Genomic DNA, 24,575 nt, shown 5'->3' with positions numbered 1-24,575 from the left:
ATTTTAGGGAGGCACAGGGCTAAATGAATGGGGCATTGGCACAGGTCTCGCGTTTTCATCTGCACCGTCGCATGGTCCAGGGAACTACCCTCCTGTTGGTCATTCTGGTGCCGGCCCTGGGGCTGTTTCGCATCGATCCGCGCGCCGGTGCCCTGGTCGTGCTGGATCGTCAGATCTGGTTCGCCGACTTCTTTCTGATCGCCGGACTGTGGATCATCCTGCTCAGTCTCTTGGTGATGCTCTATTCCACGGCGGGCACCGTATTTTGCGGGTGGGTATGTCCGCAGAACATTTTTTCCGAATGGGCCAATTACATGACCCATCGGCTGTTGGGAAAACGGGCCGAAGTCAGTCTGGACGGCCAGGCACCGGTCATCGCCCCGGCCAAGAATCGGGTGTGGAACTGGGTGTTGCTGGGCCTCTCCTTCGTGCTGGCGTCCATGTTCCTGGGCGTGATTCCCCTGTTCTATTTTTATGACCCTTCCACGATCCTGGCTTTTCTTCTCTGGCGGTCGGACCCTGCGCTGGCCAGTTCCCTGCATTGGATTTATGCGGTTTTTGTCTTGATCATTCTGGTGGATATTGCGGTGATCCGCCACTTCTGGTGCCGTTTTGCCTGCGTGTACCGGGTTTGGCAGCACAGTTTCCGGACCCGTGAAACCCTTCATGTGCGTTATGACGCCAGCCGTGCCAGTGCCTGCGAGAAATGTAACTATTGTGTGACCTCCTGCTTCATCGAGATCGATCCGCGCAAGACGGACGTCTATGACAGTTGCATCAATTGCGGCGAGTGTATCGATGCCTGTAACCGCCTTCAGGCAAAGAAGGGGAATCCGGGGTTGCTGAGTTTTGAATTTGGCGAACATAAAACCAAACGGGAGGCGCGGATTCACTTTCGCAACAACGCGGTCGGCCTGACTTCGCGCACCAGTTGGATGGCTGTCGTCATGATCCTGGGGCTGAGTTTTTTTGCCTGGGGATTGTGGACCTGGGAACCTCTTCATCTGGCCGCATACCGGGCCGAGGTGCAGGATGCTGCGAACGATCTGGATTACCGCATCGAAATCGCCAATAAACGTTATCGTCCTGAAACGGTGGAATTGTCGGTGCAGGGGTTGAAGCCGGGCGAGTATCATTTGTCCCGGACGCAACTGACGATTCCTGCGGCAGGGCGGCTGTCCGCGATCTTGTCCATCTCGCCGGCCCTGCCCCATGGCGTGCATTCCTTCAGAATTCTGGCCCGTGCCGTTCAGGAGAATTGGACCGACCAGTTTGCCATCCAGCATTTTTCAGAAGCCCCCAAAGGGAGGACTCCATGAATCAAACCCGTGAACCCGCGCCACCCCTGAGCGAGATTCAACCAGAATGGGGGCAACGAGACAAGGAACATTTCGGCTACGCATCCGACGAAGAACGAAAGGCCAAGCGAGGATTGGAGGACTGGGAGTTGTTGGAGAGTGTTCCTTTATCCCAGAAACCCGTGCCGTACTGGTTTTTTGCCGTGATCGTGGTGGTTCTGCTGGTGGCGGTCGGGCTCGCCTTCCCCTTCTGGGGAACTCGTCCCGGACACCAGAAGCACTGGTTGGACTGGGGGTTTTTATTGGCGCTGGTATACATCGCGGGCGCTGGAACCTTTGTGTACTTCATGGTCCGGATGTACGGGGCTGCCCACCCCGGGCCATCGGAGGCGGTTTCTCAAAACGGAAAGGATCCTGCCGAAACCCAACCTCAAAAAACCACCGATGAAGTACGTTGATTGGTGTCTGATTGGCGTGAGCGCCGTGCTGCTCCTGTCTGCCTGCGGAAAAACGGAACCGTCCCTGCCGGATACGACGTCTCAAACCTGGAATGAGTGGACCGTGCGCGTGGAATCCCGTCCTAGCCCCCCTCGGGATGGAATGAATGAATTTCTGGTCATGGTCACCGGGGCCAATGGTCGTCCCGGTTCCCGCTGTCTGGTGGATATCCGGACGGCCCAGGCCGATCCCTGGAAGCAGGCGATCCAGGATGGACGGGTAGGGGTGTATCGGCGGGCCGCGCTGGTCGAACCAGGGGAACGGCGCACGGTTCAGGTTCGTCTGAACTGCGCGGATGAGGCGCAGAAGGACAGCGTTCTGTTTTTCCCGCTTCACGTTCCCGACTAGGGGTCCGGCAAACCTAGTCTTCGGCGCGGGTGCTTTCCACCGGACCCATCAGGGTCAGGACGATATTGGAGAAGTAGACCATGAACCCCACCGCCATGCAGGTGCCGGCAACGGCCACGATAGGGCCGTAGAAATGGTGTGCATGGGTCATGGCCGCGCGGTCATGGAGCATCAGGTACCCCTCCCAGATGCCAAAGACCATTTGGGTGGCATAAAACCCGTAGACGCCGAGGAACAACCACCAGAAGGAATGCTGAACCAGACGCTGGGAATAGATGCGTTTGCCGCTCAAACGCGGAAGCAGGTAATAGGTGGTACCCATGGCCAGGGTGACCACGCCGCCCACCAGATTCATGTGGGCATGGGCCAGGGGGTCGATCATGTGTCCCGGGCCGCCGTAGGGGCTCCCGATGGAATCGAGCCAGGCCCGGATGGGGGGGAACACCTGGAGCATTCCGTGCATGGCTCCGATGAAGAGGGAAGTGGCAGAAACGATGAAGAATTTGACTAAACGGCGAAGGTCTGAGAGCGAATGCATGCGCCAACCTGTATAAATAGAGTCCGAAAAAGGGAGGCCTAAAAACAAAGCACCCGGTGAGTAGACACCGGGTGTTTGAAGAATTTCCCTCCGGCCAGCAAGGACCCAGGGATCAATCCGGATTATTTGCCTTTCTTTTGATCATTGGCCAGGATGTCGACGCCCATGCCACCAAGGGACAGGGACACCAGAATACCGCCAACGAACAGGATCACGGGAATGATCATGTAACCTTTATCCATAATTTCCATATTTCTCTCCCCCCGTTAAAATTTTAAGTGGACGACGTCAAGATCCAGCAGACATGACACTGGGATGGTAACAAAAGACTCGGGTTCTTGGCAAACATTTTATTCGCTCGCCAGAATAGCCTGGGTATCGCGGAACAAACCGTCCGGGGTCTGAGGCATCTGAAAGGATGCCTGGAGGCGACCCGAGGGGTTAAACAGGAAGATCGTACTGCTGTGATCCACCGGATAGTTTCCCCGCCCATCCCGCTCCTGGTCATGCAGGACGGCATAAACCCCCAAACTCTGGGTGAAGGGCTTGAGTTGGGCAGCGGTGGCCTGGGCGCCGATGAAAGAAGGGTCGAAGGCGGGGACATACTGTCCCAGAACAGACAGGGAATCGCGCCCGGGGTCCACGGAAACGAATATGACCTGGGGTGCGGGGTGCCCCCTCTTTTTGAAGGATCGGGAGACCGAGGCCAACAGGGCCAGATCGGTGGGGCAGACATCAGGACAGTGGGTATAGCCGAAGAGCAGAAAGGTCCAGCGTCCCGTCAGGGATTCCTGGGTCAGGATGCCCTGGGTGGAAGGCAGGGAGAAGGGGGGCAAGGAAGGCCCCCGAGCCAGCCACTGCGTCCGGTCTCCCAATCCCTGGGGCGGGGCGGGTTGGTGCCAGAAGAAGAACCCCAGCCCCCCCAACACGAGGAGCGCCGCGCAAAACAGAAAAATGACGGATGGAGAGGATCGGCTGCCTGTCCTCATTGATCTCGAACCACACGGAATCCAATGGTATCGACCCGCACGGTGGGGGCATCGGCCGTGCGCCGACTCAAGGCGAGATCGTGGGCGCTGTTGTTCCATGACCCCCCTCGCACGACCCGCGACAGGCATTCCCCATCCTGCTCGGCCGCATCGCCTTCCCAGGCCGCCCCGTTGTCTGGAACGCTGCGCCGATCATCCTGGTTGATGAACCGGGTACTCTGATAGCAATCTTCCATCCACTCCCACAGATTACCGCTCATGTCATACAGTCCCCAGGCATTGGGGGCCTTGGTAGCCACGGGATGGGGGTGATTGGCGCTGTTCTCCCCATACCAGGCGATGGGATCGAGGGTATTGCCCCCGCAGTAGGGGGTGGCGAGCCCGGCTCGACAGGCATACCCCCATTCGCTTTCGGAGGGCAAGCGGTAATGCCGTCCGGTCTTGGCGTTGAGGCGCAGGATATAAACCTGGGCATCCTCCCAACTGACGCGGTCCACGGGACAGTTATCGCCACAGAGGGGAAAGGAACTGGGATTGCGGTGCATGAGTGCGCGCCATTGCCCCTGGGTGATCAGGGTGGTGCTCATCATGAAGGGTTTGGAAAAAGTAACTTTTCCCCCGCCGTTGAGAACGAAACTTCCCGCTGGAATCAGGGTCATCCCCGGGCAGTCAGGGCAGTCCTGCGCCTGGGTGGGTCTGGAAGGGGAAGCCGCGCTGGCGAGGGAAAGGACGAGCAGCAGTCCCCCCAATGCTTTGGAACTCAAACTGACCATAGGACTTCTCCCCAAAAGAACCGAACGGGTGAATCCGTTCCGTGGAGGTTTCAGTTTATCCCACTCCCGTTGGGATGAAAAGAGGGCAGAAACGCAAAGAGTGGATGGGCGAAAGTCAGGGGGTGATGGGGGGAAGCGGGGTTTCATGAAAGACATCGCGGTAAGACGCATAGACGCTGGCGATGATGAGGGCCACGATGAAAAAACCGATCAAGCCGCTGATCCAGGGGAGCGCAAAACTGAGGAAAGTGGCGATGGCCAGGAGGCTTCCCATGATCAGGGTGAACAGCAGGAAGGCCGGTAGATTGAGCAGACAGCCCTGGGTACTGAGGGTCAGTGCCTCCAGCGTGGACATGGCAGTAAAGCGCAGGAGCGCCGGAGCAAACCAGCCCATCATGAGCAGGGCCAACTGAAGAAGCACGAGGGTAATGAACAGAGGGGTCAGGGAGAACAGGGCTTCCCGTAATTGTTCCAGATTCCCTGAACCATCCAGGGACAAATTCTGCAGGTCGATCATCTTTTGTCCTCCCCACAGGACCAATACCAGAGTCAGCAAGGTTTCGCCTGCAATATTGACCATCCCCAACTGAAATAACCGTCTGGAACTGCTTTTGAATCCGCTGAGCAGATGCGGGATCCTGAGAGAGCGGCCTTGTTCGACGGCTGCGCAGCCGGCCATCATGCCAGCAAACAAGGCCGGGAGTGACAGGGAAAAAAAGACAGGGCCCAGCATGGGGAACAGGCTGCAGACCAGGATGAATGCAAACCACAGCGCCAGACTGGTCGTCCAGCCGACGGGGCTGTGCAGGACCGTGCTGGCTCCCTGACGAATCCACAGGGCACCATGCCACAGCGGCACCTGACGGGGGGGGGTCAGAGAGGCCATGGGCAGGGCTGCTCGAGGTGATGGCTGAGGATCTGCTCGAACCAGGCGGGGTCATGGGGATTGAGGAGTGAACCGGGACGGGGCTGAAATTGGTCATGCAGGCGCGAAAGCCAGAAGCGTAAAGCGGCTGTCCCCAGCATTCGGGGCCAGAGCCCGATTTCCGCCGCAGTGAGGGCACGCTTCTCGTGATAGGCGCCCAGCAGGGCAGAGAGCCGGAGGGGATCGAGGCACGCTTGCGGAGTCATGCACCAGTCATTGGCGACGATGGCCAGATCGTAGGCCCAGTTGTCGGTCCCGGCAAAGTAGAAATCGATGAGGCCGCTGATACGCTCTCCCTCGAACAGGACATTGTCCCGGAACAGGTCTGCATGAACGGGACCCTGAGGGAGAGCGGCGTCGAACGACACGGCTTGTGCTAGGGCATGGTCCAGCAGGGTCTGTTGGGTGGCCGTCAGAAAAGTCCGGACCTCCTGAGCGGTCCGGATGCGCCAGTCCTGGCCTCTGGGATTGCCCTGTGTCTCTTCAAAAGTGAGGGCGGCCTGATGCATGCGGGCCATCATGTGCCCCAGGGCGGCGCAGTGTCGAGCGGTGGGCTGGGTCTGGGACTGCCCGCTCAAACGCGTCACCAGACTGGTGGGTTTGCCTTTGAGCAGGGCGTGGAACCGATGTTGCCGGTTTGGAAGAGGGGCGGGGCAAGGCAGACCCTGGGCAGCCAGATGATTCATCAGGCCCAGATAGTAGGGCAATTCCCGGGCCTGGAGTTTTTCGAAAATCGTCAGGACGTAATGCCCCGTGGTGGTGCGGACAAAGTAATTGGTATTTTCAATGCCCGCAGCAATGGGCACGAGATCCTGCAGCATCCCCACCGGATAGTGTTCGAGCCATAGCGAGAGTTCCTCTGGAGAAACCGTGGTAAAGACAGCCATGAAGCGGTGATATCCGTGCTTAAAATTCGAAAATGACCCACTGGGGGGGCTGAACGTAGTCTTCGATCACATCGCGCTGGTGCCAGATTCCGCTGCCATCTTCATCGATCAGGTAGTAGGGGGGGCCGACTTTGGGGGTGACTTTTATCTTGTACAGACGCCCGCGAATCCGGTATTCCTCGAAGGTTGCGCTGTTCCGTTCCACGATGGTGACTTGAGCATTGACATCATTGGCTTCGGCCGAACCGCTCTGGGGGTGCGGTTCCTGGGGCGGAGGCGGCGAAGGAGCCGCCTGAACGGGGCCGGGTGGAACCTCCCGGGAGGGAGGGGTTTCCGGCCCATCGGCGGGAGAATTGTCCAGGGTGGGGGGCAGAGGCGCGTCTGTCCCCAAAGGGGGAAGAGGGTCTTCGGCAAAGGATCCCTGCGTACCCAGAACCAGGAGCCCAATCAAAACCAGCAGGCGAAAGAAGGAAGTCATGGGTGAATTCTAACAGGTGTTGGGCGCTTGGTATATCCTGTCCTCTGTTCAACCGTACAGGACCCGATCGATCGGCATGGATGCACGCACGCGCGGATTGCGCGCTTTTCTTGACAAGGGGGGGCTCATTGCCTATCCCACCCGGGCCGTTTACGGCCTGGGCTGCGCCCCCGAAAATCACCGTGCCTTGCGCGCCCTGTTGCGGCTCAAGTCTCGTCCGGTTGACAAGGGTTTGATCGTGGTTGCGGCGAGCCGCGACCTTCTGCGCCGTTTCCATGCGCCCTTGAGCGCGGTGGAAGAAGCGCGTCTGCAGGCCCGGTGGCCCGGTGCCCACACCTGGCTGGTTCCCGCCCGTCTGCCCCTGACGACTTGGCTGAGGGGGCGTCGGCGGGGGTTCGGGGGGGATTTTCGACCGCGCATTGCCCTGCGTCAGGATGACTATGGGCCTTTGGTCCGGTTATGCCGACGCCTCGACAGGGCGCTCGTCTCCACCAGTGCCAATCGCAGTGGGGGGAAACCCTTGAAAACGGCACGAGCCTGCCGCCTGGCTTTTGGTCCCCGGGTAAGGGTCATCGAAGGACGCTGCCAGGCCAATGTCCGTCCTTCTACGGTTGCTGATCTGATGACGGGCCGGATTACTCGGGTTTAGAGGGGGCGTGGGGTTTCAGCGCGCGCCAGCCGATATCCTGTCGGTATTGCATGCCGTCGAAGTGCAGGAGCTGGATTTGTTCATAAGCCTGATGACGGGCGGCTTTCAGGGTATCGCCGAGGGCGGTGACACACAATACCCGCCCTCCCTGGGTCACCCATTGTTTCCCCGCCCGGCGTGTTCCGGCATGAAAGAGATGCGTGTCCGGCAAAGACGTATCCAGGCCCGTGATGGGAGAGCCCGCCACCGGATGCTCGGGGTAACCTGGGGCAGCCAATACCACGCCAAGCGCGGGACGACGGTCCCAGTCGGCCACGGCATTCCGCAAGCGACCTTCCAGGGCGGCTTCGATCAGATCCACCAGATCGGTTTTCAGACGCATGAGAAGCGGTTGGGTTTCCGGGTCCCCAAGACGACAGTTATATTCCAGGACCTTGATCGTTCCCTGGGGAGAGATCATCAGGCCGGCATATAAAAATCCCGTGTAGGGGCGTCCTTCCTGAAGCATGCCCTGCAGCGTCGGTTGAATGATTTCGCGCATGATGCGTCCATGCAGGGTGGGGGTGATGACGGGCGCCGGGGAATAGGCCCCCATGCCCCCGGTATTGGGGCCTTCATCATGGTCGCGCAGACGCTTGTGATCCTGGCTGGTGGCCAGAGGCAACACCTGTTCGCCCTCCGCCATGACGATGAAACTGGCTTCTTCCCCCGTCAGGAACTCTTCGATCACCACTCGCCGTCCCGCCTCCCCCAAACCCCCGCCCAGCATGGCATCGACCGCGTGATGGGCTTCTTCCAGGGTCTGGGCGACCACGACTCCCTTGCCAGCCGCCAGCCCATCGGCTTTGATGACGATGGGAGCCCCCACCTGTTCGAGGTGGGCATGGGCCAGTGCCGGGTCTTCGAAGGTGGAAAAATGCGCGGTGGGGATGCCATGCCGGTGCATGAAGCGTTTGGCATAATCCTTGGATATTTCCAGTTCGGCGGCCTCCAGGGTAGGGCCAAAAATGGCTTGCCCGGCATCCCGGAACCGGTTCACGATCCCCGCCGCCACAGGGGCTTCGGGGCCGACCACGGTGAATGCCACCTGCTCCCGGCGCGCCAGATCCAACCAGGCGTCGATCCCTTGTACGGGGACGCAATGGACGCCCTCTTCCTGGGCCGCGCCGTCATTGCCCGGGGATAAAAACACGTGGGAAACCCGGGGGGACTGGGCCAGACGCCATGCCAGCGCATGTTCCCGTCCCCCGCTACCGATGACCAAAATCTTCATGATTCAGTTTGCTCAATGACGAAAATGACGAATGCCTGTCAGTACCATGGCGACCCCTTGCTCGTCTGCAGCGGCGATGACTTCGCTGTCGCGCAGGCTGCCGCCTGGCTGGATGACGGCACGAGCGCCTGCGCGCGCCAGGACATCGAGGCCATCCCGAAAGGGAAAGAAAGCATCGGAGGCCGCCACGCTGCCCTGCAGGGAGAGTCCCGCATCCTCGGCTTTCCGTTGGGCAATGCGGGTGCTGTCCACACGGCTCATTTGCCCGGCGCCAATCCCCAGAGTCCGACCCTGGCCGCAGAACACCACGGCATTGGATTTGACGTAATGGGCGACATGAAAGGCCAGACGCAGATCGGTCCATTGTTCCCCGGTGGGGGCGGCTTGCGTGACCACCTTGAGGGCGTCTTCGTCCAATCCGCCGGAGTCGGGGGTTTGAACCAGCAGTCCGCCCCCGACGCGTTTCATGTCCCACCGGTTCAGCCCTTTGTCCTTGGGCAGTTGCAGGACGCGTACATTGGCTTTCTGGGCAAGGCGTTGCAGGGCGGCAGAGGTGAATTCGGGGGCGATCAGCACTTCCACGAACTGACGTTGCAGAGCTTCCACCGTGGTTTCGTCCACTGTTCGGTTGAAGGCGATGATGCCGCCATAGGCCGAGGTGGGGTCGGTGGCGTAGGCGCGCTGGTAGGCATCCAGTGCCTGGTCGCCCAGTGCCACACCACAGGGGTTGGCATGTTTCACGATGACGCAGGCGGGTGCGTCGAGGAAACGAACGCAATCCCAGGCGGTGTCTGCATCCGCGATGTTGTTGTAGGACAGGGGTTTGCCCTGCAGTTGACGGTAATGGGACAACACCCCGGAAGGAGCGTCGGGGTCGCGGTAGAACGCGGCTCCCTGATGCGGGTTTTCGCCGTAGCGCAGCGATTGATGCTTGACGAAGGACAGATGCAGTCGTTCTGGGTAACCATCGGCCTGGGACTCGGCGTTCAAGCCGGACAGGTAGGTGGCGATGGCGCCATCGTATTCTGCGGTGTGGGAGAAGGCCTTGACGGCCAGATCGAAGCGGGTGGCGGCACTGAGGGATCCCCGATTCTTTTCCAGTTCGTCGAGCAGGCGCGGGTAATCGGCAGGGTCCGTGACGACGGCGACATGGGCATGGTTCTTGGCTGCGGAGCGGACCATGGCGGGACCGCCGATGTCGATGTTCTCGATGGCTTCTTCCAGCGTGACGCCGGGCTGGGCGATGGTCTCCCGAAATGGGTATAAATTGACTACCACCAGATCGATGGGGTCGATCCCGTGCCGGGCCATGGCTTCCTGATGGCTGGGAATATCCCGATTGCCCAGCAAACCGCCATGAATCTTGGGGTGCAGGGTTTTGACCCGTCCATCGAGCATTTCCGGAAAACCGGTAAAGTTGGAAACGTCCCGCACGGGGATTTTGGCCTCGCGCAGAACCTGCGCCGTTCCGCCCGTGGACAGCAATTCGATGTCGAGGCGGTGCAAGGCCTGGGCCAATTCGATCAGGCCGGTTTTGTCAGAAACACTGAGGAGGGCGCGTTGAAGAGTCATAGGAGTTGATATCGTTGCATTTTTTTTCGGAGGGTCGTTCGGTTGAGGCCGAGCAATTCGGCGGCGCGTGTCTGGTTCTGGGCGCAATGCGCCAGAACGACTTCGAGCAGGGGCTTTTCGACGCTGTGAATGACCAGGTCATGGAGCGCGGAGCACCGCTCCCCCTCCAGGTGCTGGAAGTACATTTCGACCATGCGCCGGATGCAGGCAGACAATTCGGTTTCCACGGGCTTCATGCCGCGAGATCCTCGGGTGCCGTGTTTTCTTCATAACATAGGGTGGGGTTATGGATGGCTTGCCCTTCAAAGAACGCGGTGACGGCCTGACGCTGCGCTTCGACGCTCTGGAGACGGTTCATGGCGTGCCGGAAATGGGCGGAGTTCGCCAGTCCCCGGGTATACCAACTGATATGCTTGCGTGCGACACGCATGCCCAGTTCGGTTCCGTAAAAATGATAGAGATCTTCCAGGTGCATCAGCAGAACTTGGTGGATTTCGAGGACGCCCGGGGGCGGCAGCAGGGTTCCGGTGTCGAGGTAATGCTGGATTTCCCGGAAGATCCAGGGTCGCCCCTGAGCTGCCCGCCCGATCATGACGCCATCGGCGCCGGTCTGACGGAGCACGGCCTGGGCTTTTTGGGGACTGGTGATGTCGCCATTGGCGAGGACGGGGATCGTTACGGCGGACTTTACGGCGCGAATGGTGTCGTATTCGGCATCCCCGGAGTAACCGCAGGCCCGCGTCCGGCCATGAATGGCGAGGGACTGGATTCCGGCGTCTTGAGCCAGTCGTGCCACATTCAGGGCATTGCGGTGTTCACGGTCCCAACCCGTACGGATCTTGAGGGTGACCGGTACCGACACGGCGGCGACCACGGCTTCGAGGATGCGCGCCACCAGAGGTTCGTCCTGCAGCAGCGCCGAACCCGCCATGACGTTGCACACCTTTTTGGCGGGGCACCCCATGTTGATGTCGATGATCTGGGCTCCCTGATCGACATTGTAGCGCGCCGCCTCCGCCATCATGCGCGGGTCGGCCCCGGCGATCTGAACGGTGCGCGGTTCCACTTCTCCTTCGTGATTGGCCCGGCGGCGGGTTTTTTCAGAACCCCAGAGCAGGGAGTTGGAAGAAACCATTTCCGATACGGCCAGACCAGCGCCCATTCGCTTGCACAACTGGCGGAATGGACGGTCGGTCACGCCTGCCATAGGGGCGACCACGAGGGCATTTTTGAGCCGGTAAGGTCCGATCTGCATCACACGGGTTCGATGGGGATGGGAAAGCCGCCATTATACCCCCGCCATGGTTTTAGTGGGCCTCGTCCCAGTTCTTTCCTGTCCCCACTTCCACGCTCAAGGGTACCCGCAGGGAGGCGACCCCTTCCATGAGGCGGGCGAGTTGGGGGCGCAATCGGGAAACTTCATCTTCGGGGACTTCCAGAATCAGTTCGTCGTGGACTTGCAGGATCAGGTGGCTCTGACTCCGGGTTTCATCCAGCCAGTCCTGTACCGCCACCATGGCGCGCTTGATCAGGTCGGCGGCTGTCCCCTGAAGGGGGGCATTGATGGCTGCGCGTTCTGCGGCCTGGCGCCGTCCGGTTCCTGAGTTCCTGAGTTCGGGCAGAAACAGGCGCCGTCCGAAAAGGGTTTCCACATACCCTTTTTCCCTTGCCTGCTGGCGCGTTTCTTCCATGTAGCGGGCCACCCCGGGGTAGCGTTGAAAATAGCGTTCCATGTAGTGCTGGGCAGCGGAACGGGTAAGATTGAGTTGCCGGGCCAGGCCAAAGGCCGACATCCCGTAGATCAGTCCGAAGTTGATCGCCTTGGCCGCACGACGCTGGTCCGTGCTGACCTGATCCACGGCCACGGCAAAGAGTTCGGCGGCCGTCGAGCGATGCACGTCCTGACCCAGGGCAAAGGCGTTCAGCAGTCCGGGGTCCCCGGACAGGTGAGCCATGAGACGCAATTCGATCTGGGAATAGTCGGCCGCCATGAGCACATGCCCGGGTGGGGCGATGAAAGCGGCACGGATGCGTCGCCCGGCGGCCGTGCGAATGGGGATGTTTTGCAGATTGGGGTCGCTGCTGGAGAGGCGTCCGGTGACAGCCACTGCCTGGGCGAAATGGGTATGTACCCGCCCCGTTCGGGGGTTGATCCGTTTGGGCAGGGCATCGGTGTAGGTGGATTTGAGTTTGGCCAGGGTTCGGTAGTCCAGAAGCAACTTGGGGAGGGGGAAATCGAGCGCCAGTTGTTCCAGCACGCTTTCGTCGGTGGAGGGCTGCCCGCCGGGAGTCTTCTTGAGAACAGGCAGACCGAGAGTTTCGAACAACAGGGTTTGAACCTGTTTGGGTGAGTTGAGATTGAAGGGTTGTCCTGCCAGGAGATGAGCCTGGCTTTCGAGTGTGATGAGTTGTCCGGATAACTCGGCACTCTGCTGGGTCAAAACGGCCGCGTCCAGTAGTACCCCGTACCGCTCCATGCGCCACAGGACTTGCTGGATCGGCAGTTCCAGGGTTTCATACAACTCGAGGAGACGGGGTTCGGCGCAGAGTTGGGGATACAGGACCCGGTGTACCGCCAGCGTGACTTCCGCATCTTCGGCGGCATAGATCGTGGCCTGATCCAGCGCGACCTGTTCGAAGCCGATGGCGTTGGCCCCTTTGCCGGTCACCGTTTCGTAAGACAGGGTTTCCCGTCCCAGGTGGCGACGTGCCAAACTTTCCAGGCCATGGGGTTGGTGCGCTTCGAGTACATAGGACTGAAGCAGGGTATCGTGGCGGATCCCGCGCAGGGTGATGCCGTGATTGGCCAGAATGTGGGTGTCGTACTTGAGGTGTTGCCCCACCTTGGCCGCAGCCGGGTTTTCAAGCCAGGGACGCAGACGCTGAAGGGTTTCTTCGAAAGGAAGCTGGGGAGAGGGGCCCAATGTCCGGTGGGCCAGAGGCAGGTAGGCGGCATGAAGGCCATCGCAGCAGAAGGAGAGCCCCACCAGGGTGTCCTGGAGCGGGTCGAGTCCCGTGGTTTCCGTATCGAAGGCGGTCAGTTCGGCCTGTTCCAGTTGAGCCAGCCAATGCGTCAGTTGCGCGGGAGTCAGCAGGGTTTCGTAATGTACTTCAGGGCGCGGTTCCGGGGCCGGCGCCGGGGGGGTGTGGGGGGCGGGGGCGACGGGGCTGGCCTGGGCCGGGTTTTTCCAGCGCCTGAGGTCATAGCGCTCTGCCAAGGCCGCCAGCGCGGCGTCATCGGGCGTTTGCCAGACCAGGGTTTCCGGGGATTCGGACAGTTGGACGGCGGTGTCGAGGGTGATCAGGAAGCGGGCCCGGGGTAACCAGTCGAGACTTTGGCGCAGGTGATCGCCGACAACGCCGCCGATTTCGTCGGCGTGGGCCATCAGGTCATCCAGTGTGCCGAACTGCTGGATCCATTTGGCTGCGGTTTTGGGGCCGACTTTGGGAACGCCGGGGACATTGTCTGCCGTGTCGCCCACCAGGGTCAGGTAATCCACGAACTGGGTGGGCGACACGCCATACTTCTCGGTGGCTCGGGCCACATCCAGGCGCTCGTTGGAGAGGGTATTGACCAGGGCGACCCCTTCCGCCAGTAACTGGATCAAATCCTTGTCGCCGCTGGAGATGGTGACCCACCAGCCCAGTGCCCGGGCCTGGTGGGTGAGGGTCGCAATGACATCGTCCGCCTCCACGCCGGATTCCTGGAGGAGGGGCCAGCCCAGGGCACGGATGGCCTGATGCAGGGGATCGATCTGGGCGACCAGATCGGCCGGCATGGCGGGGCGCTGTGCCTTGTAGTCCGGAAAGGCCTGATGACGGAAGGTGGGGCCGGGGGCATCGAACACGCAGGCCACATGATCCGGCTTATAATCCTCTCTCAGCCGGGCCAGCATGTTCAGTACGCCGTACAATGCGCCGGTGGGTTCTCCATGGCGGTTGCGCAGGTCGGGCAGGGCATGAAAGGCGCGGTAAAGGTACGATGACCCGTCCACCAGCACCAGATGGGGGCGTTTTTCTTCACTCATGGATGACATTATGGCAGAACAGACCCTCTCCCACCCTTCTTTCGATCCCGTACGTTTGAAAGCCTATCTGATGGATCTGCAGGAGCGCATTGTCACGGCTCTGGAAAAAGCCGATGGTCATTCCTTTCGACGCGATGCCTGGACCCGGCCGGAAGGCGGCGGCGGAGTCAGCGCGCTCGTGGAAGAAGGGGCCCTCTTCGAACGGGGGGGGGTGAACTTCTCCCATGTCATGGGCCCCGGTTTGCCGCCTTCGGCCAGCGCCCATCGTCCCGAGTTGGCCGGGCGACGCTTCGAGGCCATGGGGGTCTCTCTGGTACTGCACCCCCGCAATCCCCACGTTCCCACCGTTCATATGAACATCCGGTTTTTTGCGGCCTTTGCCGAGGGTGCCGCGCCGGTCTGGTGGTTCGGGGGAGGCATGGACCTCACGCCTTATTATGGTTTCGAGGAAGATGCCCGTCATTTCCATCAAACCTGTCATGCTGCCCTGGCTCCCTTCGGGGCCGATTACTATCCCCGCTTCAAACGTTGGTGTGACGAGTATTTCTTTCTCAAGCACCGGCAGGAACCGCGTGGGGTGGGGGGGGTTTTTTTCGATGACTTCAACGAGTTGCCCCTGCCCCAGGCCGAGGCCCTCTGGCGCAGTGTGGGCGATCACTTTCTGGCGGCTTACCTGCCGATCGTCGAACGCCGTCGTTCCCTGCCCTACGGTGAACGGGAAAGGGATTTTCAGGCCTATCGGCGGGGACGTTATGTGGAATTCAATCTGGTCTATGATCGGGGAACGTTGTTCGGCCTCCAGTCCGGGGGGCGGACCGAATCGATCCTGATGTCCCTGCCGCCGATCGTGCGCTGGCGTTATGACTGGCATCCCGAAGCAGGATCGCCGGAAGCCGCGCTCCTCGAAGAATTCATCAACGGTCGGGACTGGTTGTGAGGTCAGGACGTTTTTGTCACACATGGTGACGTTCCTGCAGCAAGTGCTCAACGGTCTGACCCTGGGGTGCATCTATGCCCTGGTTGCCTTGGGGTACACCCTGGTATACGGGATTCTGGAGCTGATCAACTTTGCCCATGGGGATCTGGTCATGATCGGTGCCCTGGTTTCCCTTTCTCTGGTGCGTGTCCTGCTGGGTTGGGGGGCACCTCTTTCCGTGGCCCTGGCGGGGGGCTTGGCCGGGGCCATCGGGGTCTGTGTCCTGGTGGGGGTGGCTCTGGAACGGTTGGCTTATCGCCCCCTGCGCCACGCCCCCAAACTGGCTCCGCTGATTACGGCCATCGGGATGTCGATGGTGCTGGAGCAGGGATCGGCCCTGCTCTGGGGGCGTGGCTATCACTCCTTTCCGGACTTGGGGTTGACCCATTCCCTGAGGCTGGGGGGGGTGGTCATCAGTCCCCTCCAGGGGGTGATCGTGCTGGGGAGCCTCTGCCTGTTGGGCGGTCTGCTTTGGCTCGTGCAGCGTTCGGCGCTCGGGCGCGCCATGCGGGCAACGGCGCAAAATCCCATGGCCGCCCAGTTGCTGGGGGTGGATACGGAACGGGTGATTACCCTGGCTTTTGTGGTTGGGGCCGCGCTGGCAGCCGTTGCCGGATTGATGGTGGGTGCTTACTATCAGGTGGCCCACTACACCATGGGGTTCATGCTGGGGCTCAAGGCCTTTACGGCTGCCGTGCTGGGTGGGATCGGCAACCTGTCCGGCGCGGTGCTGGGCGGGATCCTGCTGGGTTTGCTGGAAGCCCTGGGGGCCGGATATCTGGGGGACTGGACGGGGAACCTGTTTGGCAGCAACTATAAGGATGTCTTTTCCTTTGCCACCCTGATCCTGGTTCTGGTGTTCCACCCCTCCGGTCTGTTGGGGCGCCATGCGCCGGAAAAGGTATGATCGCCCGTCTTGCCCGTTTCAAGCGTTTGTGGATGCTTCTGGGCATCCTGATCCTGCCCTGGGTGGTCGAAGGACTGCTGGGACGGGGTTGGGTACGTATTCTGGACTTTGCCCTGCTGTCCGTTTTGCTGGCTATTGGCCTGAACATCGTGGTGGGCTATGCCGGGCTTCTGGACCTGGGGTTCATTGCTTTCTTCGGGGTAGGGGCGTATGCCTATGCCCTGCTGGCCTCGCCTCAATTCGGGGTGCACTGGCCTCTCTGGGCCATTCTGCCCACCGGCGTTCTGGTGGCGGCAAGTTTCGGGGTGGCGCTGGGTTGGCCGACCCTGGGGCTGCGGGGGGATTATCTGGCCATCGTGACCATGGGGTTCGGCGAGATCATTCGGGTCTTTCTCAACAACCTGACTGCGCCGATCAACATCACCAACGGCCCCCAGGGGATTACGATGATCGACGCCCTTCATCTGGGAGGCTGGTCCTTTGCCCGCCCTCATCGGGTGTGGGGCATCCCATTGCCCGCCCTGGTGGGGACCTTCTATCTGTTTCTCCTGTTTGTCCTGCTGGCGCTTTTTCTGTCCAGACGGTTGGAATATTCCCGGATCGGCCGGGCCTGGATGGCCATTCGCGAAGACGAGATTGCGGCGGCCAGCATGGGGCTGGATACGCGTCGCCTCAAATTGCTGGCCTATGCTCTGGGTGCCGCTTTTGGCGGTGTGTCGGGTGGCCTGTTCGCGGGGTTTCAGGGGTTTGTCAGCCCGGAGAGTTTTACCTTGCAGGAATCGGTCATGATCCTGTGCATGGTGGTGCTGGGCGGAATGGGCAACCTGAGCGGCGTCGTGGTGGGCGCCCTCCTGCTTGCTTTCCTGCCCGAGGTGTTGCGTCCCCTGGGGGATTGGCAGCAGCACTGGTTTCATCACGTCCTGGTCGATCCGTCCACCCTGCGCCTGCTCCTCTTCGGGATCGCTCTGGTCATTCTGATGCGCTGGCGCCCTGAAGGGTTGTTGCCGTCCCGGGCACGGGCACGGGAATGGCATACGTCATGAAGTTGCTGGAAGCAAAGGGGATCAGCAAACGTTTTGGAGGGGTTCAGGCCTTGCACGACGTTTCCCTGGCGGTCGAGCCAGCCAGCATCGTGGGCTTGATCGGCCCGAATGGCGCCGGAAAGACCACCTTTTTTAACGTGTTGACCGGGGTTTATGTGCCTGATGCGGGGACGCTGACCTTTGCCGACCAGCCCCTGCCCTCAGGTCAGCCCCACCGGGTTGCCCGGGCGGGCCTGGTGCGTACTTTCCAGAATATCCGGGTATTTCCTCAGATGAGCGTCCTGGAAAACGTCATGGTGGGATTCCATGGACGGACGCACTGCGGACTGCTGGGGGCCTGGTTCAAGGGCCCGGCCGTGCGGCGCGAAGAGCGGGAGATTCTGGAGGGGGCTCAGGAACTGTTGGAATGGGTGGGGTTGCAGTCAATGGCCCAACGGGTGGCCAGTACCTTGTCCTATGGGGCGCAACGCCGCCTGGAAATTGCCCGTGCCCTGGCTACGGGGCCCCGCCTGCTGGCGCTGGATGAACCGGTGGCCGGAATGAATGGCGCGGAACGGGGACACATGGCCGAGTTGATCCTGCGCATCCGTGCTGCGGGGATTGCCTTGCTGGTCATCGAGCATGATGTGCGCTGGATCGCGCAATTGTGCGAACGCATCACCGTCCTGGACTATGGGCAACGCCTGGCCGAGGGAACGCCCGCCGAAATTCAGGCCAACCCGCGCGTCATCGAAGCCTATCTGGGGCACTCGTCCCATGACTGAACCGCTTCTGGAAGTACGTCATTTGGCCGTGCGCTACGGGGGAATCGAGGCCGTCTGCGATTTGTCCCTGCGCCTCGAAGAGGGAGAAAAGGTGGCCTTGATCGGCGCCAATGGCGCGGGCAAGAGCAGTACCCTGAAGGCACTGGCCGGGGTGGTACCTTTTGCACAGGGCAGCCTGAGTTTTGACGGCGGGGATTGGACCCGCCGACCGGCCTGGCAACGGGCGCGTGCCGGCTTGATTCTGGTGCCTGAAGGGCGGGGGGTTTTTCCTCGTTTGTCCATTGCGGAAAACCTGCAGATGGGACAGATGGGGCGCCCCGATCCGGCGGCGATGGAGAAGGTTTACGCCCGTTTTCCTCGTCTGTACGAGCGACGGACCCAGGCCGCGGGCACGCTCTCCGGGGGGGAGCAGCAGTTGCTGGCTCTGGGGCGTGCCCTGCTGACCCGGCCCCGTCTCCTGATGCTGGATGAACCCAGTATGGGGTTGGCCCCCCAACGGGTGGATGAGGTTTTCGAGGTCATCTCGGAAATGGTGCAGACCGGGGTAACCTTGCTGCTGGTAGAACAGAATGCCCGACGGGCCCTGGAACTGTGCGACCGCGCTCTGATCCTGGAGTCGGGGCGCGTGGTGTTTTCCGACCATGCGGCGGTCTGTCTGGCCAGTCCCGCATTGCGCGCGGCCTATCTGGGAGAATGAATGTCGTTTCTGCGCCGATATTACTGGGGAATTCTGGGGGGGGTCCTGGCGATCTACGTGTTTTCCCTGTTTCATGCCTATGTGGGCGAGGAGGCCAACTACACCATCATGTCCATGGAAATGTGGCAGCGCCAGATTTTCCGCAGTGTGGTGGCGCTCGGGGGGGTGGGCGGGCGACCCCCGCTGTACAACTGGTTGATGATTCCCGTGGCGCGTCTGGTGGGTTGGGCCCAGGTGTTGCTGGCAGCCCGCCTGGTGACCCTGGGGGCAACCCTGGGCACTGCTCTGACCCTGGGCTGGTGGGCGCGCAGCCTTTGGCCGGGCGTGGGGGCAGGAAAGTTGGCTGGGCTGCTCTATCTGGTGACGGCTGATGTCCTGTTTTATCGAGGCTGGCTGGCCTATGCGGACCCACTTTTCGCCTTTTTCATGGTGCTGTCGGCTTATTTGCTATGGAGCGCGGTTCAACGGCGCAACCTGTTCTGGCTTGTTCTGTCGTTATGGGTGATCTTTGCTTCCTATCTGACCAAGGTGATGACGGCCTATGCCTATTATGGCGGCGTCTGGCTGGTCCTGTCGAGCCAGCGCTCCGGCCGGGAGTTTCTGTGGTCCCGTCGGGCTCTGGGCATCTATGTTCTGGGCCTGATGCCCATGGGGCTCTGGCTCGGAGTCGTGGGACATCAGGATACCTTGCAGGTGACCGGACAACTGGACGATGTGAGCAACAAGTTGCTGTCCTTCGATGATTTGGGTGCCTGGTTCCTGAAATTGGGCGAATTTCCCCTTTCCATCCTGGCGGGGCTTCTGCCTTCTTCCCTGTGGGCGCTTTGGGGGATGGTCGCCCAGCGTCGTCAGGGCATCCCCTGGCCCATGCCGGTCAAGTTGCTGTCCGGCATGGCGCTGCTCAATTTTCTCCCCTACTGGGTTGCGCCGCACAGTGCTCTCCGCTACGTTTTGCCCGAATATGGCCTGGTGGTGCTGGTGGCAACCTATTACCTGACCCACGAGCCGGTTCTGTTCCGGAGCGGAATCCTGAGCCCGGAACGCTGGGTGGTGGGGCTGGCCCTGCTCGGACTCGGTGTTTCGGCGGTGGGGTACCCCCTCTATCAACAGCGGGTGCGCGGGGACGATTACGCGCGCATGGCGACTCAGATCGAAGCGCTGGCGGGTCCCCATCCCGTTTATACTCTGAACTGGACCTCGGCAGGCCTGTCCGTGGTGGCACTCATCGACAGTGAGCATTTCGATCGACCAGCCATTGTCACACCCCCACCTTGCTTTGCGGACGGGTTGGTCATTGCCTCTGCCCCTAGAGATCTGCCGGGTGAGGCATGGGCAAAACTCGAGGGGCAAGCCGAACAACTGGTTCTGATCTGTCGGGGAAAGGTTTGTGCAGCCCCGTTCTTTCATTCAGGGAGACCATGATGGCAGTGGATCTGGCGGGAAAATTGAGGGTGGGAATTTCATCGCGGGCATTGTTTGAACTGGGCGAAAGCCATTCCTTGTTTGAAAAGCGAGGGGTAGAGGAATACAGCAACTACCAGATTGCTCATGAAAACGAACCCCTGGGCGAAGGGGTGGCGTTTGGACTGGTGAAGAAATTGCTGGCCCTCAGGAATCAGCACGAGGAAGCCAGCGTGGAGGTCATTTTATTGTCCCGGAACAGTGCCGATACGGGGTTGCGCATTTTCAATGCCATCGAGCAACATGGGTTGAACATCACGCGGGCCGTTTTTTCGCGAGGGGAAACGCCCTGGAAGTATGCCGAAGCGCTGGGTGTCCATCTGTTTTTGTCGGCAGATGCGGGCGATGTGCGACTTGCCCTGCAGGCGGGGATTGCTGCCGCGACCATTTTGCCTTCTACGGTGGGAGATAACCCCTCTTCCCAGTTACGAATTGCTTTTGACGGGGATGCCGTGGTGTTTTCTGATGAAGCGGAATTGATCTACAAGACGCGCGGCCTGGAAGCGTTCATCGAGCATGAGCGATCAAAGGCCAATACCCCTTTGGCCAGCGGCCCTTTTCGCCCCTTCCTGGAGGCGTTGCATCGCATTCAACGGGACAGCAACCCGCAGGACAGCCCCATTCGTACTGCTCTGGTGACGGCACGCAATGCGCCGACCCACAAGCGCGTGATCCATACCCTGCGCGCCTGGGGCGTGCGGATCGACGAGGCCGTGTTTCTGGGGGGGGTGGAAAAAGGCCCGGTACTCAAGGCCTTCGGCGCGGACATCTTCTTTGACGACCAGACGACCCATTGCGACTCGGCGCGTCAACACGTGGCCACAGGGCATGTCCCCATTACTTCGGTTCAGCGCGCCTGAGCCGTGTTCACTCAAAGTCGCTGCTGCAAGGCCCGGGCATTGTCCAACAGGCCCTGATAACCATCACGCAGTTGATCGGGCAAGGCGGGGTCGCCGAGCAGAACCCCCAGGGTTTCCGTCAGACTATACAATAATCCCTTGGCCGCTCCACTGGCCAGGTGCCCCTGATCGAGGGCCTGCTGAATGTGGGTCAGGCCCGCATCGAGGTGTTCGTGTTCCGGATAGTGACGTGGTGAATTCATGGAAGATCTCTCAGTGGCGCGGGTGCCGGAAACGCCAAGCCATATGCCACATGCCAGCGGCACAAGCCCAGGAGATGACTTTGGCGGTATCGGAATCGATGGTCAACAGGTCCATCTGAACGGCAAGGGCAAAAACCGTCAGGTTCAGTGCCAGGATGGCGAAGACCGCAAAGAGAACGTTGAAGGAACTGAACATGAGGGCTCCGTGTCTAGTCGCCATGATACTATAGAATGACTGAACCTTGGGTGTAATGCAAGCGTCATGAAGGGGATGGGGAGAAGAATGTCGGAGGGGGGTAAAGTTCGGAGGACTCGGCGGTGAAGCCCTACCATGCCAAGCGTCGGGTCGTCCAGGTGGCGGTTCTGATCCTGTTGTGTGCGATCCCCATCCTGGGCGTATTCAGAATCGATCTGGCTTCGGCCAGTTTCGTGTTTTTTGGGCGTCCGGTCTGGTGGGACAATTACCGGTTTCTGAGCGGAATGGTGTTGGCGATCCTCAGTGCGCCCCTGCTGACCTATGTCACCATCGGTTCCCTGTGGTGCGGCTGGGCCTGTCCGCAGAACCTTCTGACTGAATGGGCCGATGCCCTGACCTTCAAATGGTTGGGGAAACGTGCCGACGTGCGGGTGGACGGCCAGGGTCTGGTGGTGGCGCCAGCCAAGAATCGCTGGTTGAACTGGTTCAAACTGGGTGCCACCTTGCTGGTTGCCTCCTTCTTTCTCGGTTTGGTCGTGCTCAAGGTGTATTACCCGGCGCAGGACGTCTGGGGGTTTCTGTGGGGGACCACGCCCCGTCAGGCCAATTTTGCCATCATGCTGGCATTCGTCGTTTTTTTTGTGTTCATCGATCTCGCGGTGGTCCGTTATTTTCTCTGCGACTATGCGTGTTTCTACCGCATGGGGCAGCGTCTGTTCCAGACCCGGGCGGCCCTTCATATCGAGTATGACGGGGCCAGGGAGGCGGACTGCGAGAAATGCCATTATTGCGCAACCGTCTGCCCGACCCGGATCGAACCCAACCGTATTCAACAACATGACATCTGCATCGATTGCGGAGAATGTATCGATGCCTGTGACCGCTTGCATCTCAAGGAGGGGACGGCGGGTCTGCTGGATTTCTCCACCCGTTCCTCCGCGCCCGAAGCGGCCCGGCGACGTTCCGGGTTGCGTCTGACATTGCTGCGCAGTGGCGCGGGTTTTCTGTTTCTGGTGGGCTGTGCGCTCATGGGTTGGGGAGCCTGGACCCAGAAGACGGTGGACTTCCGGAAGATAGAGGCGGATCAGGTGCGGCTGCAGGCGATTTCCCGCCACTGTCAGCCCCGTTGCGCGCCCTTGCAGGCCCAATGCCGAGGCGATCATCTGGCGGCCTGTTATCAGGCAGCTGCGTGTACCTGTGCCTGCGCTCTGGAGCAGGACCCCACCAACCCCCAGCGGGATACCTGGCAGCAATGCGTGCGTCTGAACCAGAAACACTTGCAGATGCTGGAAACCGCGTCTTTTCCTCAAGTCAGACCATGAGCGATTCTTCTGGACCTGAAAAGTCCACCTGGGCCGATTTTTTTATTCGCTATCTGGGCTCGGGTCGTCTCGACCAGGATCATTTGCGCCCGCTCAAGGGGGTTTCCTTCGGGTCGGTGCGCCGTCGCCTTTACTTTTACGGGCGATCCTTCTGGGATGTTGAGGTGCGCCTGGCATCTACGGGTCATGCCTGGAGTGAACGGGAGGGACGACGTCCCCATTGGCAGGAGGGGGTTCTTTACCTGCCGGAAACCTTCGAGTCGCAGGGGGCGGTGCCCGGCGCCGAAGTCTATCGTGCTGCCCTGGCTCATGCCCTCTGTCATCTGAAATATGGCATTCCTCTGGTGCAGGGTGGCCTGGATGCCTGGACCCGACGCGTGGTGGAAACGGTGGAAGATGCCCGTGTCGAAGCGCTGGCCCTGCGCATCTGGCCCGGGTTGTTGCGGCTGTGGCAGGGGTTGCACACCATTACCCCGGCTGCACGGAATTCGGCGGGCCACTATCTGGAACGTCTGGCGCGCGCCCTGCTGGATCCGACCTATGCAGACGAGGATGAGTGGATTCGCCAGGGAAGGGCTCTGTTCGGTTCGATGCCCCTCGATCAGGAAGATTTTTCTGTACGGGTGGGCCGTGCGCTGGCGCAGTCCTTCCGGACCAAAAAAATTCCCGTCAAGGTCCAGAGCGGCCAGATTTTTCTGACGTATCGGGACGATAACCGCCAATGTTGGATCGCCCCTCTCAAGGGAGGAAAGGCATCGGAATTCGCGCCAAAAAAAGTGGTCAGGAATCGCCGCTTCAAACTTTTTGGGCTCAATTTCAGGGTGGTGGACGAGTCCGATAATCCATCGGCCAAACAGTTTTCCCTGCTCGCGGCACTTTTCAATTTCAAACTGGATATCGGTGTTTCCGTCGAGGACAAGGATACCGATGCCCTGGGCGTGTATCGTTACCCGGAATGGGACTATAAGGGGCAAATCGAACGCCCTTCCTGGGTTCGCATCCTGGAGAAGTTGCCCAAAAGCGGGGATGCCCAATGGGTGGATGAGATCATTGCCGAGCACAAGCCCCTGATCTCGCGCATGCGCTTCGTGCTGGACGCCCTCCAGCCCGCAGAAAACCAGCGTTTGCGCAAGTTGGAGGAAGGGGATGAGATGGACCTCAATGCAGCCATTCGGGCTTACTGTGACATACGAATGGGCATTCCTCCCGATACCCGCATCATGATGCGCACTCTTCGTCAGGAACGGGATATCGCCGTGCTGGTATTGCTCGACCTGTCCCGTTCCACCAATGAAAAGGTTCCTGGCCAGAGCCACAGCGTGCTGCACCTGACCCAACAGGCATGCGTGCTGCTGGCCGATGCCATCGGCAAGGTGGGCGATCCCTTTGCCATCCATGGATTCTGTTCGGACAGTCGGCACAATGTCAGTTATTACTGTTTCAAGAACTTCGACCAGCCCTACGACCAGTTGGCCAAAGCCCGCCTGGCAGGGATGCAGGGTCAACTATCGACGCGCATGGGGGCCGCCATCCGGCATGCCACGACTCACCTGGAATGGCAGAAGAAGGGGCGCAAGTTGCTGATGCTGCTGACCGATGGGGAGCCCGCCGACGTGGATGTGCGAGATCGTAAATATTTGCGTTACGATACCCGCAAGGCAGTGGAAGATGCCGTTCGGGAAGGCGTGCAGGTTTATTGCCTGACTCTGGACCCCCGTGCAGACCAGTATGTCTCAACGATTTTCGGGGCGCGCAACTATCTGGTGGTGGACCATGTGGCCCGCCTTCCGGAGAAACTGCCGCTGCTCTATGCCGGGTTGACCCGATCCTAGAAAGAACCCATCCCCCTGA

27 protein-coding genes are annotated in these 24,575 nt (G+C 60.5%); 13 read left to right on the top strand and 14 right to left on the bottom strand.

Translation table 11 applies throughout. The features are described 5' to 3' along the window. The first annotated feature begins 23 nt into the window (after positions 1 to 23). Genes M6F29_RS01105 through M6F29_RS01095 form a run of 3 tightly spaced genes read left to right on the top strand, consistent with a single transcriptional unit; the run spans position 24 to position 2,144 of the window. Positions 24 to 1,319 (top strand): 4Fe-4S dicluster domain-containing protein, encoded by a 1,296-nt coding sequence (locus M6F29_RS01105; RefSeq protein ID WP_298156707.1) that lies wholly within the window; start codon positions 24 to 26, stop codon positions 1,317 to 1,319. Further along, the gene (locus M6F29_RS01100) at positions 1,316 to 1,756 is read left to right on the top strand and encodes a hypothetical protein (RefSeq protein WP_298156706.1); all 441 of its coding nucleotides are present in this window, start codon (positions 1,316 to 1,318) and stop codon (positions 1,754 to 1,756) included. The genes M6F29_RS01105 and M6F29_RS01100 overlap by 4 nt, the downstream gene beginning before the upstream one ends. Beyond that, entirely contained in the window at positions 1,743 to 2,144 is a 402-nt protein-coding gene (locus M6F29_RS01095; protein ID WP_297485635.1) for a hypothetical protein, read from the top strand. The genes M6F29_RS01100 and M6F29_RS01095 overlap by 14 nt, the downstream gene beginning before the upstream one ends. Before the next feature lie 13 nt (positions 2,145 to 2,157). Here the strand turns inward: M6F29_RS01095 and M6F29_RS01090 are convergent, their stop codons facing one another. From M6F29_RS01090 to M6F29_RS01060, 7 genes are all read right to left on the bottom strand, one after another. Continuing rightward, positions 2,158 to 2,682, bottom strand: coding sequence for a cbb3-type cytochrome c oxidase subunit I (locus tag M6F29_RS01090; protein WP_297478604.1), 525 nt, complete (start codon positions 2,680 to 2,682; stop codon positions 2,158 to 2,160). Positions 2,683 to 2,804: 122 nt separating this feature from the next. Continuing rightward, a complete protein-coding gene (locus M6F29_RS01085; RefSeq protein ID WP_264753743.1) occupies positions 2,805 to 2,933 on the bottom strand; it encodes a hypothetical protein in 129 nt (42 codons plus the stop codon). A 99-nt stretch (positions 2,934 to 3,032) separates the two neighbouring features. Continuing rightward, positions 3,033 to 3,671 carry an SCO family protein gene (locus M6F29_RS01080; protein WP_298156703.1) on the bottom strand — a complete coding sequence of 213 codons (639 nt, stop codon included), beginning with the start codon at positions 3,669 to 3,671 and terminating at the stop codon, positions 3,033 to 3,035. Further along, positions 3,668 to 4,444, bottom strand: a complete 777-nt coding sequence (locus M6F29_RS01075; protein ID WP_297485639.1) for a formylglycine-generating enzyme family protein — start codon at positions 4,442 to 4,444, stop codon at positions 3,668 to 3,670. The genes M6F29_RS01080 and M6F29_RS01075 overlap by 4 nt, the downstream gene beginning before the upstream one ends. 115 nt (positions 4,445 to 4,559) lie before the next feature. After that, positions 4,560 to 5,330 carry a BPSS1780 family membrane protein gene (locus M6F29_RS01070; RefSeq protein WP_297478606.1) on the bottom strand — a complete coding sequence of 257 codons (771 nt, stop codon included), beginning with the start codon at positions 5,328 to 5,330 and terminating at the stop codon, positions 4,560 to 4,562. After that, positions 5,318 to 6,256 carry a homoserine kinase gene (locus tag M6F29_RS01065; RefSeq protein ID WP_298156700.1) on the bottom strand — a complete coding sequence of 313 codons (939 nt, stop codon included), beginning with the start codon at positions 6,254 to 6,256 and terminating at the stop codon, positions 5,318 to 5,320. Before M6F29_RS01065 ends, M6F29_RS01070 begins: the two co-directional genes overlap by 13 nt. Positions 6,257 to 6,275: 19 nt before the next feature. After that, positions 6,276 to 6,734, bottom strand: coding sequence for a DUF2782 domain-containing protein (locus M6F29_RS01060; protein ID WP_298156697.1), 459 nt, complete (start codon positions 6,732 to 6,734; stop codon positions 6,276 to 6,278). Between the two features lie 76 nt (positions 6,735 to 6,810). Here M6F29_RS01060 and M6F29_RS01055 point away from each other — a divergent pair, with 76 nt between their 5' ends. Further along, complete coding sequence (locus M6F29_RS01055) at positions 6,811 to 7,383, top strand: L-threonylcarbamoyladenylate synthase (protein WP_298156695.1); 573 nt, start codon at positions 6,811 to 6,813, stop codon at positions 7,381 to 7,383. On the opposite strand, the gene purD is transcribed toward M6F29_RS01055, so the two are convergent. From purD to polA, 5 genes are read right to left on the bottom strand one after another with little or no spacing between them, the layout of a single operon-like run. Beyond that, positions 7,370 to 8,656, bottom strand: a complete 1,287-nt coding sequence (gene purD / locus M6F29_RS01050; RefSeq protein WP_298156692.1) for a phosphoribosylamine--glycine ligase — start codon at positions 8,654 to 8,656, stop codon at positions 7,370 to 7,372. The two genes, M6F29_RS01055 and purD, sit on opposite strands and share 14 nt — an antisense overlap. A 12-nt stretch (positions 8,657 to 8,668) precedes the next feature. Further along, on the bottom strand, positions 8,669 to 10,228 hold the full coding sequence (gene purH / locus M6F29_RS01045; RefSeq protein WP_298156690.1) for a bifunctional phosphoribosylaminoimidazolecarboxamide formyltransferase/IMP cyclohydrolase: 1,560 nt from the start codon (positions 10,226 to 10,228) through the stop codon (positions 8,669 to 8,671). After that, positions 10,225 to 10,464, bottom strand: a complete 240-nt coding sequence (locus M6F29_RS01040; protein ID WP_031597880.1) for a helix-turn-helix domain-containing protein — start codon at positions 10,462 to 10,464, stop codon at positions 10,225 to 10,227. The genes purH and M6F29_RS01040 overlap by 4 nt, the downstream gene beginning before the upstream one ends. Continuing rightward, positions 10,461 to 11,483, bottom strand: coding sequence for a tRNA dihydrouridine synthase DusB (gene dusB / locus M6F29_RS01035; RefSeq protein WP_297500175.1), 1,023 nt, complete (start codon positions 11,481 to 11,483; stop codon positions 10,461 to 10,463). The genes M6F29_RS01040 and dusB overlap by 4 nt, the downstream gene beginning before the upstream one ends. Positions 11,484 to 11,535: 52 nt before the next feature. Beyond that, a complete protein-coding gene (gene polA / locus M6F29_RS01030; protein ID WP_298156687.1) occupies positions 11,536 to 14,256 on the bottom strand; it encodes a DNA polymerase I in 2,721 nt (906 codons plus the stop codon). 10 nt (positions 14,257 to 14,266) lie between these two features. Between polA and hemF the strand changes: the two genes are divergently transcribed. From hemF to M6F29_RS00995, 7 genes are read left to right on the top strand one after another with little or no spacing between them, the layout of a single operon-like run. Then, entirely contained in the window at positions 14,267 to 15,193 is a 927-nt protein-coding gene (gene hemF, locus M6F29_RS01025) for an oxygen-dependent coproporphyrinogen oxidase (protein ID WP_297505096.1), read from the top strand. Positions 15,194 to 15,215: 22 nt separating this feature from the next. After that, positions 15,216 to 16,139 carry a branched-chain amino acid ABC transporter permease gene (locus M6F29_RS01020; RefSeq protein WP_297456104.1) on the top strand — a complete coding sequence of 308 codons (924 nt, stop codon included), beginning with the start codon at positions 15,216 to 15,218 and terminating at the stop codon, positions 16,137 to 16,139. Next, positions 16,136 to 17,182, top strand: coding sequence for a branched-chain amino acid ABC transporter permease (locus M6F29_RS01015; RefSeq protein ID WP_297500163.1), 1,047 nt, complete (start codon positions 16,136 to 16,138; stop codon positions 17,180 to 17,182). The genes M6F29_RS01020 and M6F29_RS01015 overlap by 4 nt, the downstream gene beginning before the upstream one ends. Further along, positions 17,179 to 17,946 carry an ABC transporter ATP-binding protein gene (locus M6F29_RS01010; RefSeq protein WP_298156684.1) on the top strand — a complete coding sequence of 256 codons (768 nt, stop codon included), beginning with the start codon at positions 17,179 to 17,181 and terminating at the stop codon, positions 17,944 to 17,946. Before M6F29_RS01015 ends, M6F29_RS01010 begins: the two co-directional genes overlap by 4 nt. After that, on the top strand, positions 17,939 to 18,643 hold the full coding sequence (locus M6F29_RS01005) for an ABC transporter ATP-binding protein (protein WP_298156682.1): 705 nt from the start codon (positions 17,939 to 17,941) through the stop codon (positions 18,641 to 18,643). The genes M6F29_RS01010 and M6F29_RS01005 overlap by 8 nt, the downstream gene beginning before the upstream one ends. After that, on the top strand, positions 18,644 to 20,065 hold the full coding sequence (locus M6F29_RS01000) for an ArnT family glycosyltransferase (RefSeq protein ID WP_298156678.1): 1,422 nt from the start codon (positions 18,644 to 18,646) through the stop codon (positions 20,063 to 20,065). Beyond that, positions 20,065 to 20,964 (top strand): 5'-nucleotidase, encoded by a 900-nt coding sequence (locus M6F29_RS00995; protein ID WP_366525911.1) that lies wholly within the window; start codon positions 20,065 to 20,067, stop codon positions 20,962 to 20,964. The genes M6F29_RS01000 and M6F29_RS00995 overlap by 1 nt, the downstream gene beginning before the upstream one ends. A gap of 11 nt (positions 20,965 to 20,975) precedes the next feature. Here M6F29_RS00995 and M6F29_RS00990 read toward each other — a convergent pair whose 3' ends face one another. Continuing rightward, the gene (locus M6F29_RS00990) at positions 20,976 to 21,206 is read right to left on the bottom strand and encodes a hypothetical protein (RefSeq protein ID WP_298156676.1); all 231 of its coding nucleotides are present in this window, start codon (positions 21,204 to 21,206) and stop codon (positions 20,976 to 20,978) included. Between the two features lie 10 nt (positions 21,207 to 21,216). Then, positions 21,217 to 21,402 (bottom strand): hypothetical protein, encoded by a 186-nt coding sequence (locus tag M6F29_RS00985; RefSeq protein ID WP_297497785.1) that lies wholly within the window; start codon positions 21,400 to 21,402, stop codon positions 21,217 to 21,219. 122 nt (positions 21,403 to 21,524) lie between these two features. Here M6F29_RS00985 and M6F29_RS00980 point away from each other — a divergent pair, with 122 nt between their 5' ends. Next, positions 21,525 to 22,724 (top strand): 4Fe-4S binding protein, encoded by a 1,200-nt coding sequence (locus M6F29_RS00980; RefSeq protein ID WP_298156673.1) that lies wholly within the window; start codon positions 21,525 to 21,527, stop codon positions 22,722 to 22,724. Next, entirely contained in the window at positions 22,721 to 24,556 is a 1,836-nt protein-coding gene (locus M6F29_RS00975; RefSeq protein ID WP_298156671.1) for a nitric oxide reductase activation protein NorD, read from the top strand. The genes M6F29_RS00980 and M6F29_RS00975 overlap by 4 nt, the downstream gene beginning before the upstream one ends. The last annotated feature ends 19 nt before the right edge of the window (positions 24,557 to 24,575 follow it).

It is taken from the genome of Ferrovum sp., assembly GCF_027317285.1.
GTDB lineage: Bacteria > Pseudomonadota > Gammaproteobacteria > Burkholderiales > Ferrovaceae > Ferrovum.
The sequence above is the reverse complement of the archived record's forward strand: the minus strand, read 5'-3'. Positions and strand labels throughout refer to the sequence as shown.

Coding starts and splice junctions, on each gene's coding strand:
- M6F29_RS01105 (WP_298156707.1), top strand. CDS start 24: ATGAATGGGGCATTGGCACAGGTCTCGCGTTTTCATCTGCACCGTCGC.
- M6F29_RS01100 (WP_298156706.1), top strand. CDS start 1,316: ATGAATCAAACCCGTGAACCCGCGCCACCCCTGAGCGAGATTCAACCA.
- M6F29_RS01095 (WP_297485635.1), top strand. CDS start 1,743: ATGAAGTACGTTGATTGGTGTCTGATTGGCGTGAGCGCCGTGCTGCTC.
- M6F29_RS01090 (WP_297478604.1), bottom strand. CDS start 2,682: ATGCATTCGCTCTCAGACCTTCGCCGTTTAGTCAAATTCTTCATCGTT.
- M6F29_RS01085 (WP_264753743.1), bottom strand. CDS start 2,933: ATGGAAATTATGGATAAAGGTTACATGATCATTCCCGTGATCCTGTTC.
- M6F29_RS01080 (WP_298156703.1), bottom strand. CDS start 3,671: ATGAGGACAGGCAGCCGATCCTCTCCATCCGTCATTTTTCTGTTTTGC.
- M6F29_RS01075 (WP_297485639.1), bottom strand. CDS start 4,444: ATGGTCAGTTTGAGTTCCAAAGCATTGGGGGGACTGCTGCTCGTCCTT.
- M6F29_RS01070 (WP_297478606.1), bottom strand. CDS start 5,330: ATGGCCTCTCTGACCCCCCCCCGTCAGGTGCCGCTGTGGCATGGTGCC.
- M6F29_RS01065 (WP_298156700.1), bottom strand. CDS start 6,256: ATGGCTGTCTTTACCACGGTTTCTCCAGAGGAACTCTCGCTATGGCTC.
- M6F29_RS01060 (WP_298156697.1), bottom strand. CDS start 6,734: ATGACTTCCTTCTTTCGCCTGCTGGTTTTGATTGGGCTCCTGGTTCTG.
- M6F29_RS01055 (WP_298156695.1), top strand. CDS start 6,811: ATGGATGCACGCACGCGCGGATTGCGCGCTTTTCTTGACAAGGGGGGG.
- purD (WP_298156692.1), bottom strand. CDS start 8,656: ATGAAGATTTTGGTCATCGGTAGCGGGGGACGGGAACATGCGCTGGCA.
- purH (WP_298156690.1), bottom strand. CDS start 10,228: ATGACTCTTCAACGCGCCCTCCTCAGTGTTTCTGACAAAACCGGCCTG.
- M6F29_RS01040 (WP_031597880.1), bottom strand. CDS start 10,464: ATGAAGCCCGTGGAAACCGAATTGTCTGCCTGCATCCGGCGCATGGTC.
- dusB (WP_297500175.1), bottom strand. CDS start 11,483: ATGCAGATCGGACCTTACCGGCTCAAAAATGCCCTCGTGGTCGCCCCT.
- polA (WP_298156687.1), bottom strand. CDS start 14,256: ATGAGTGAAGAAAAACGCCCCCATCTGGTGCTGGTGGACGGGTCATCG.
- hemF (WP_297505096.1), top strand. CDS start 14,267: ATGGCAGAACAGACCCTCTCCCACCCTTCTTTCGATCCCGTACGTTTG.
- M6F29_RS01020 (WP_297456104.1), top strand. CDS start 15,216: ATGGTGACGTTCCTGCAGCAAGTGCTCAACGGTCTGACCCTGGGGTGC.
- M6F29_RS01015 (WP_297500163.1), top strand. CDS start 16,136: ATGATCGCCCGTCTTGCCCGTTTCAAGCGTTTGTGGATGCTTCTGGGC.
- M6F29_RS01010 (WP_298156684.1), top strand. CDS start 17,179: ATGAAGTTGCTGGAAGCAAAGGGGATCAGCAAACGTTTTGGAGGGGTT.
- M6F29_RS01005 (WP_298156682.1), top strand. CDS start 17,939: ATGACTGAACCGCTTCTGGAAGTACGTCATTTGGCCGTGCGCTACGGG.
- M6F29_RS01000 (WP_298156678.1), top strand. CDS start 18,644: ATGTCGTTTCTGCGCCGATATTACTGGGGAATTCTGGGGGGGGTCCTG.
- M6F29_RS00995 (WP_366525911.1), top strand. CDS start 20,065: ATGGCAGTGGATCTGGCGGGAAAATTGAGGGTGGGAATTTCATCGCGG.
- M6F29_RS00990 (WP_298156676.1), bottom strand. CDS start 21,206: ATGAATTCACCACGTCACTATCCGGAACACGAACACCTCGATGCGGGC.
- M6F29_RS00985 (WP_297497785.1), bottom strand. CDS start 21,402: ATGTTCAGTTCCTTCAACGTTCTCTTTGCGGTCTTCGCCATCCTGGCA.
- M6F29_RS00975 (WP_298156671.1), top strand. CDS start 22,721: ATGAGCGATTCTTCTGGACCTGAAAAGTCCACCTGGGCCGATTTTTTT.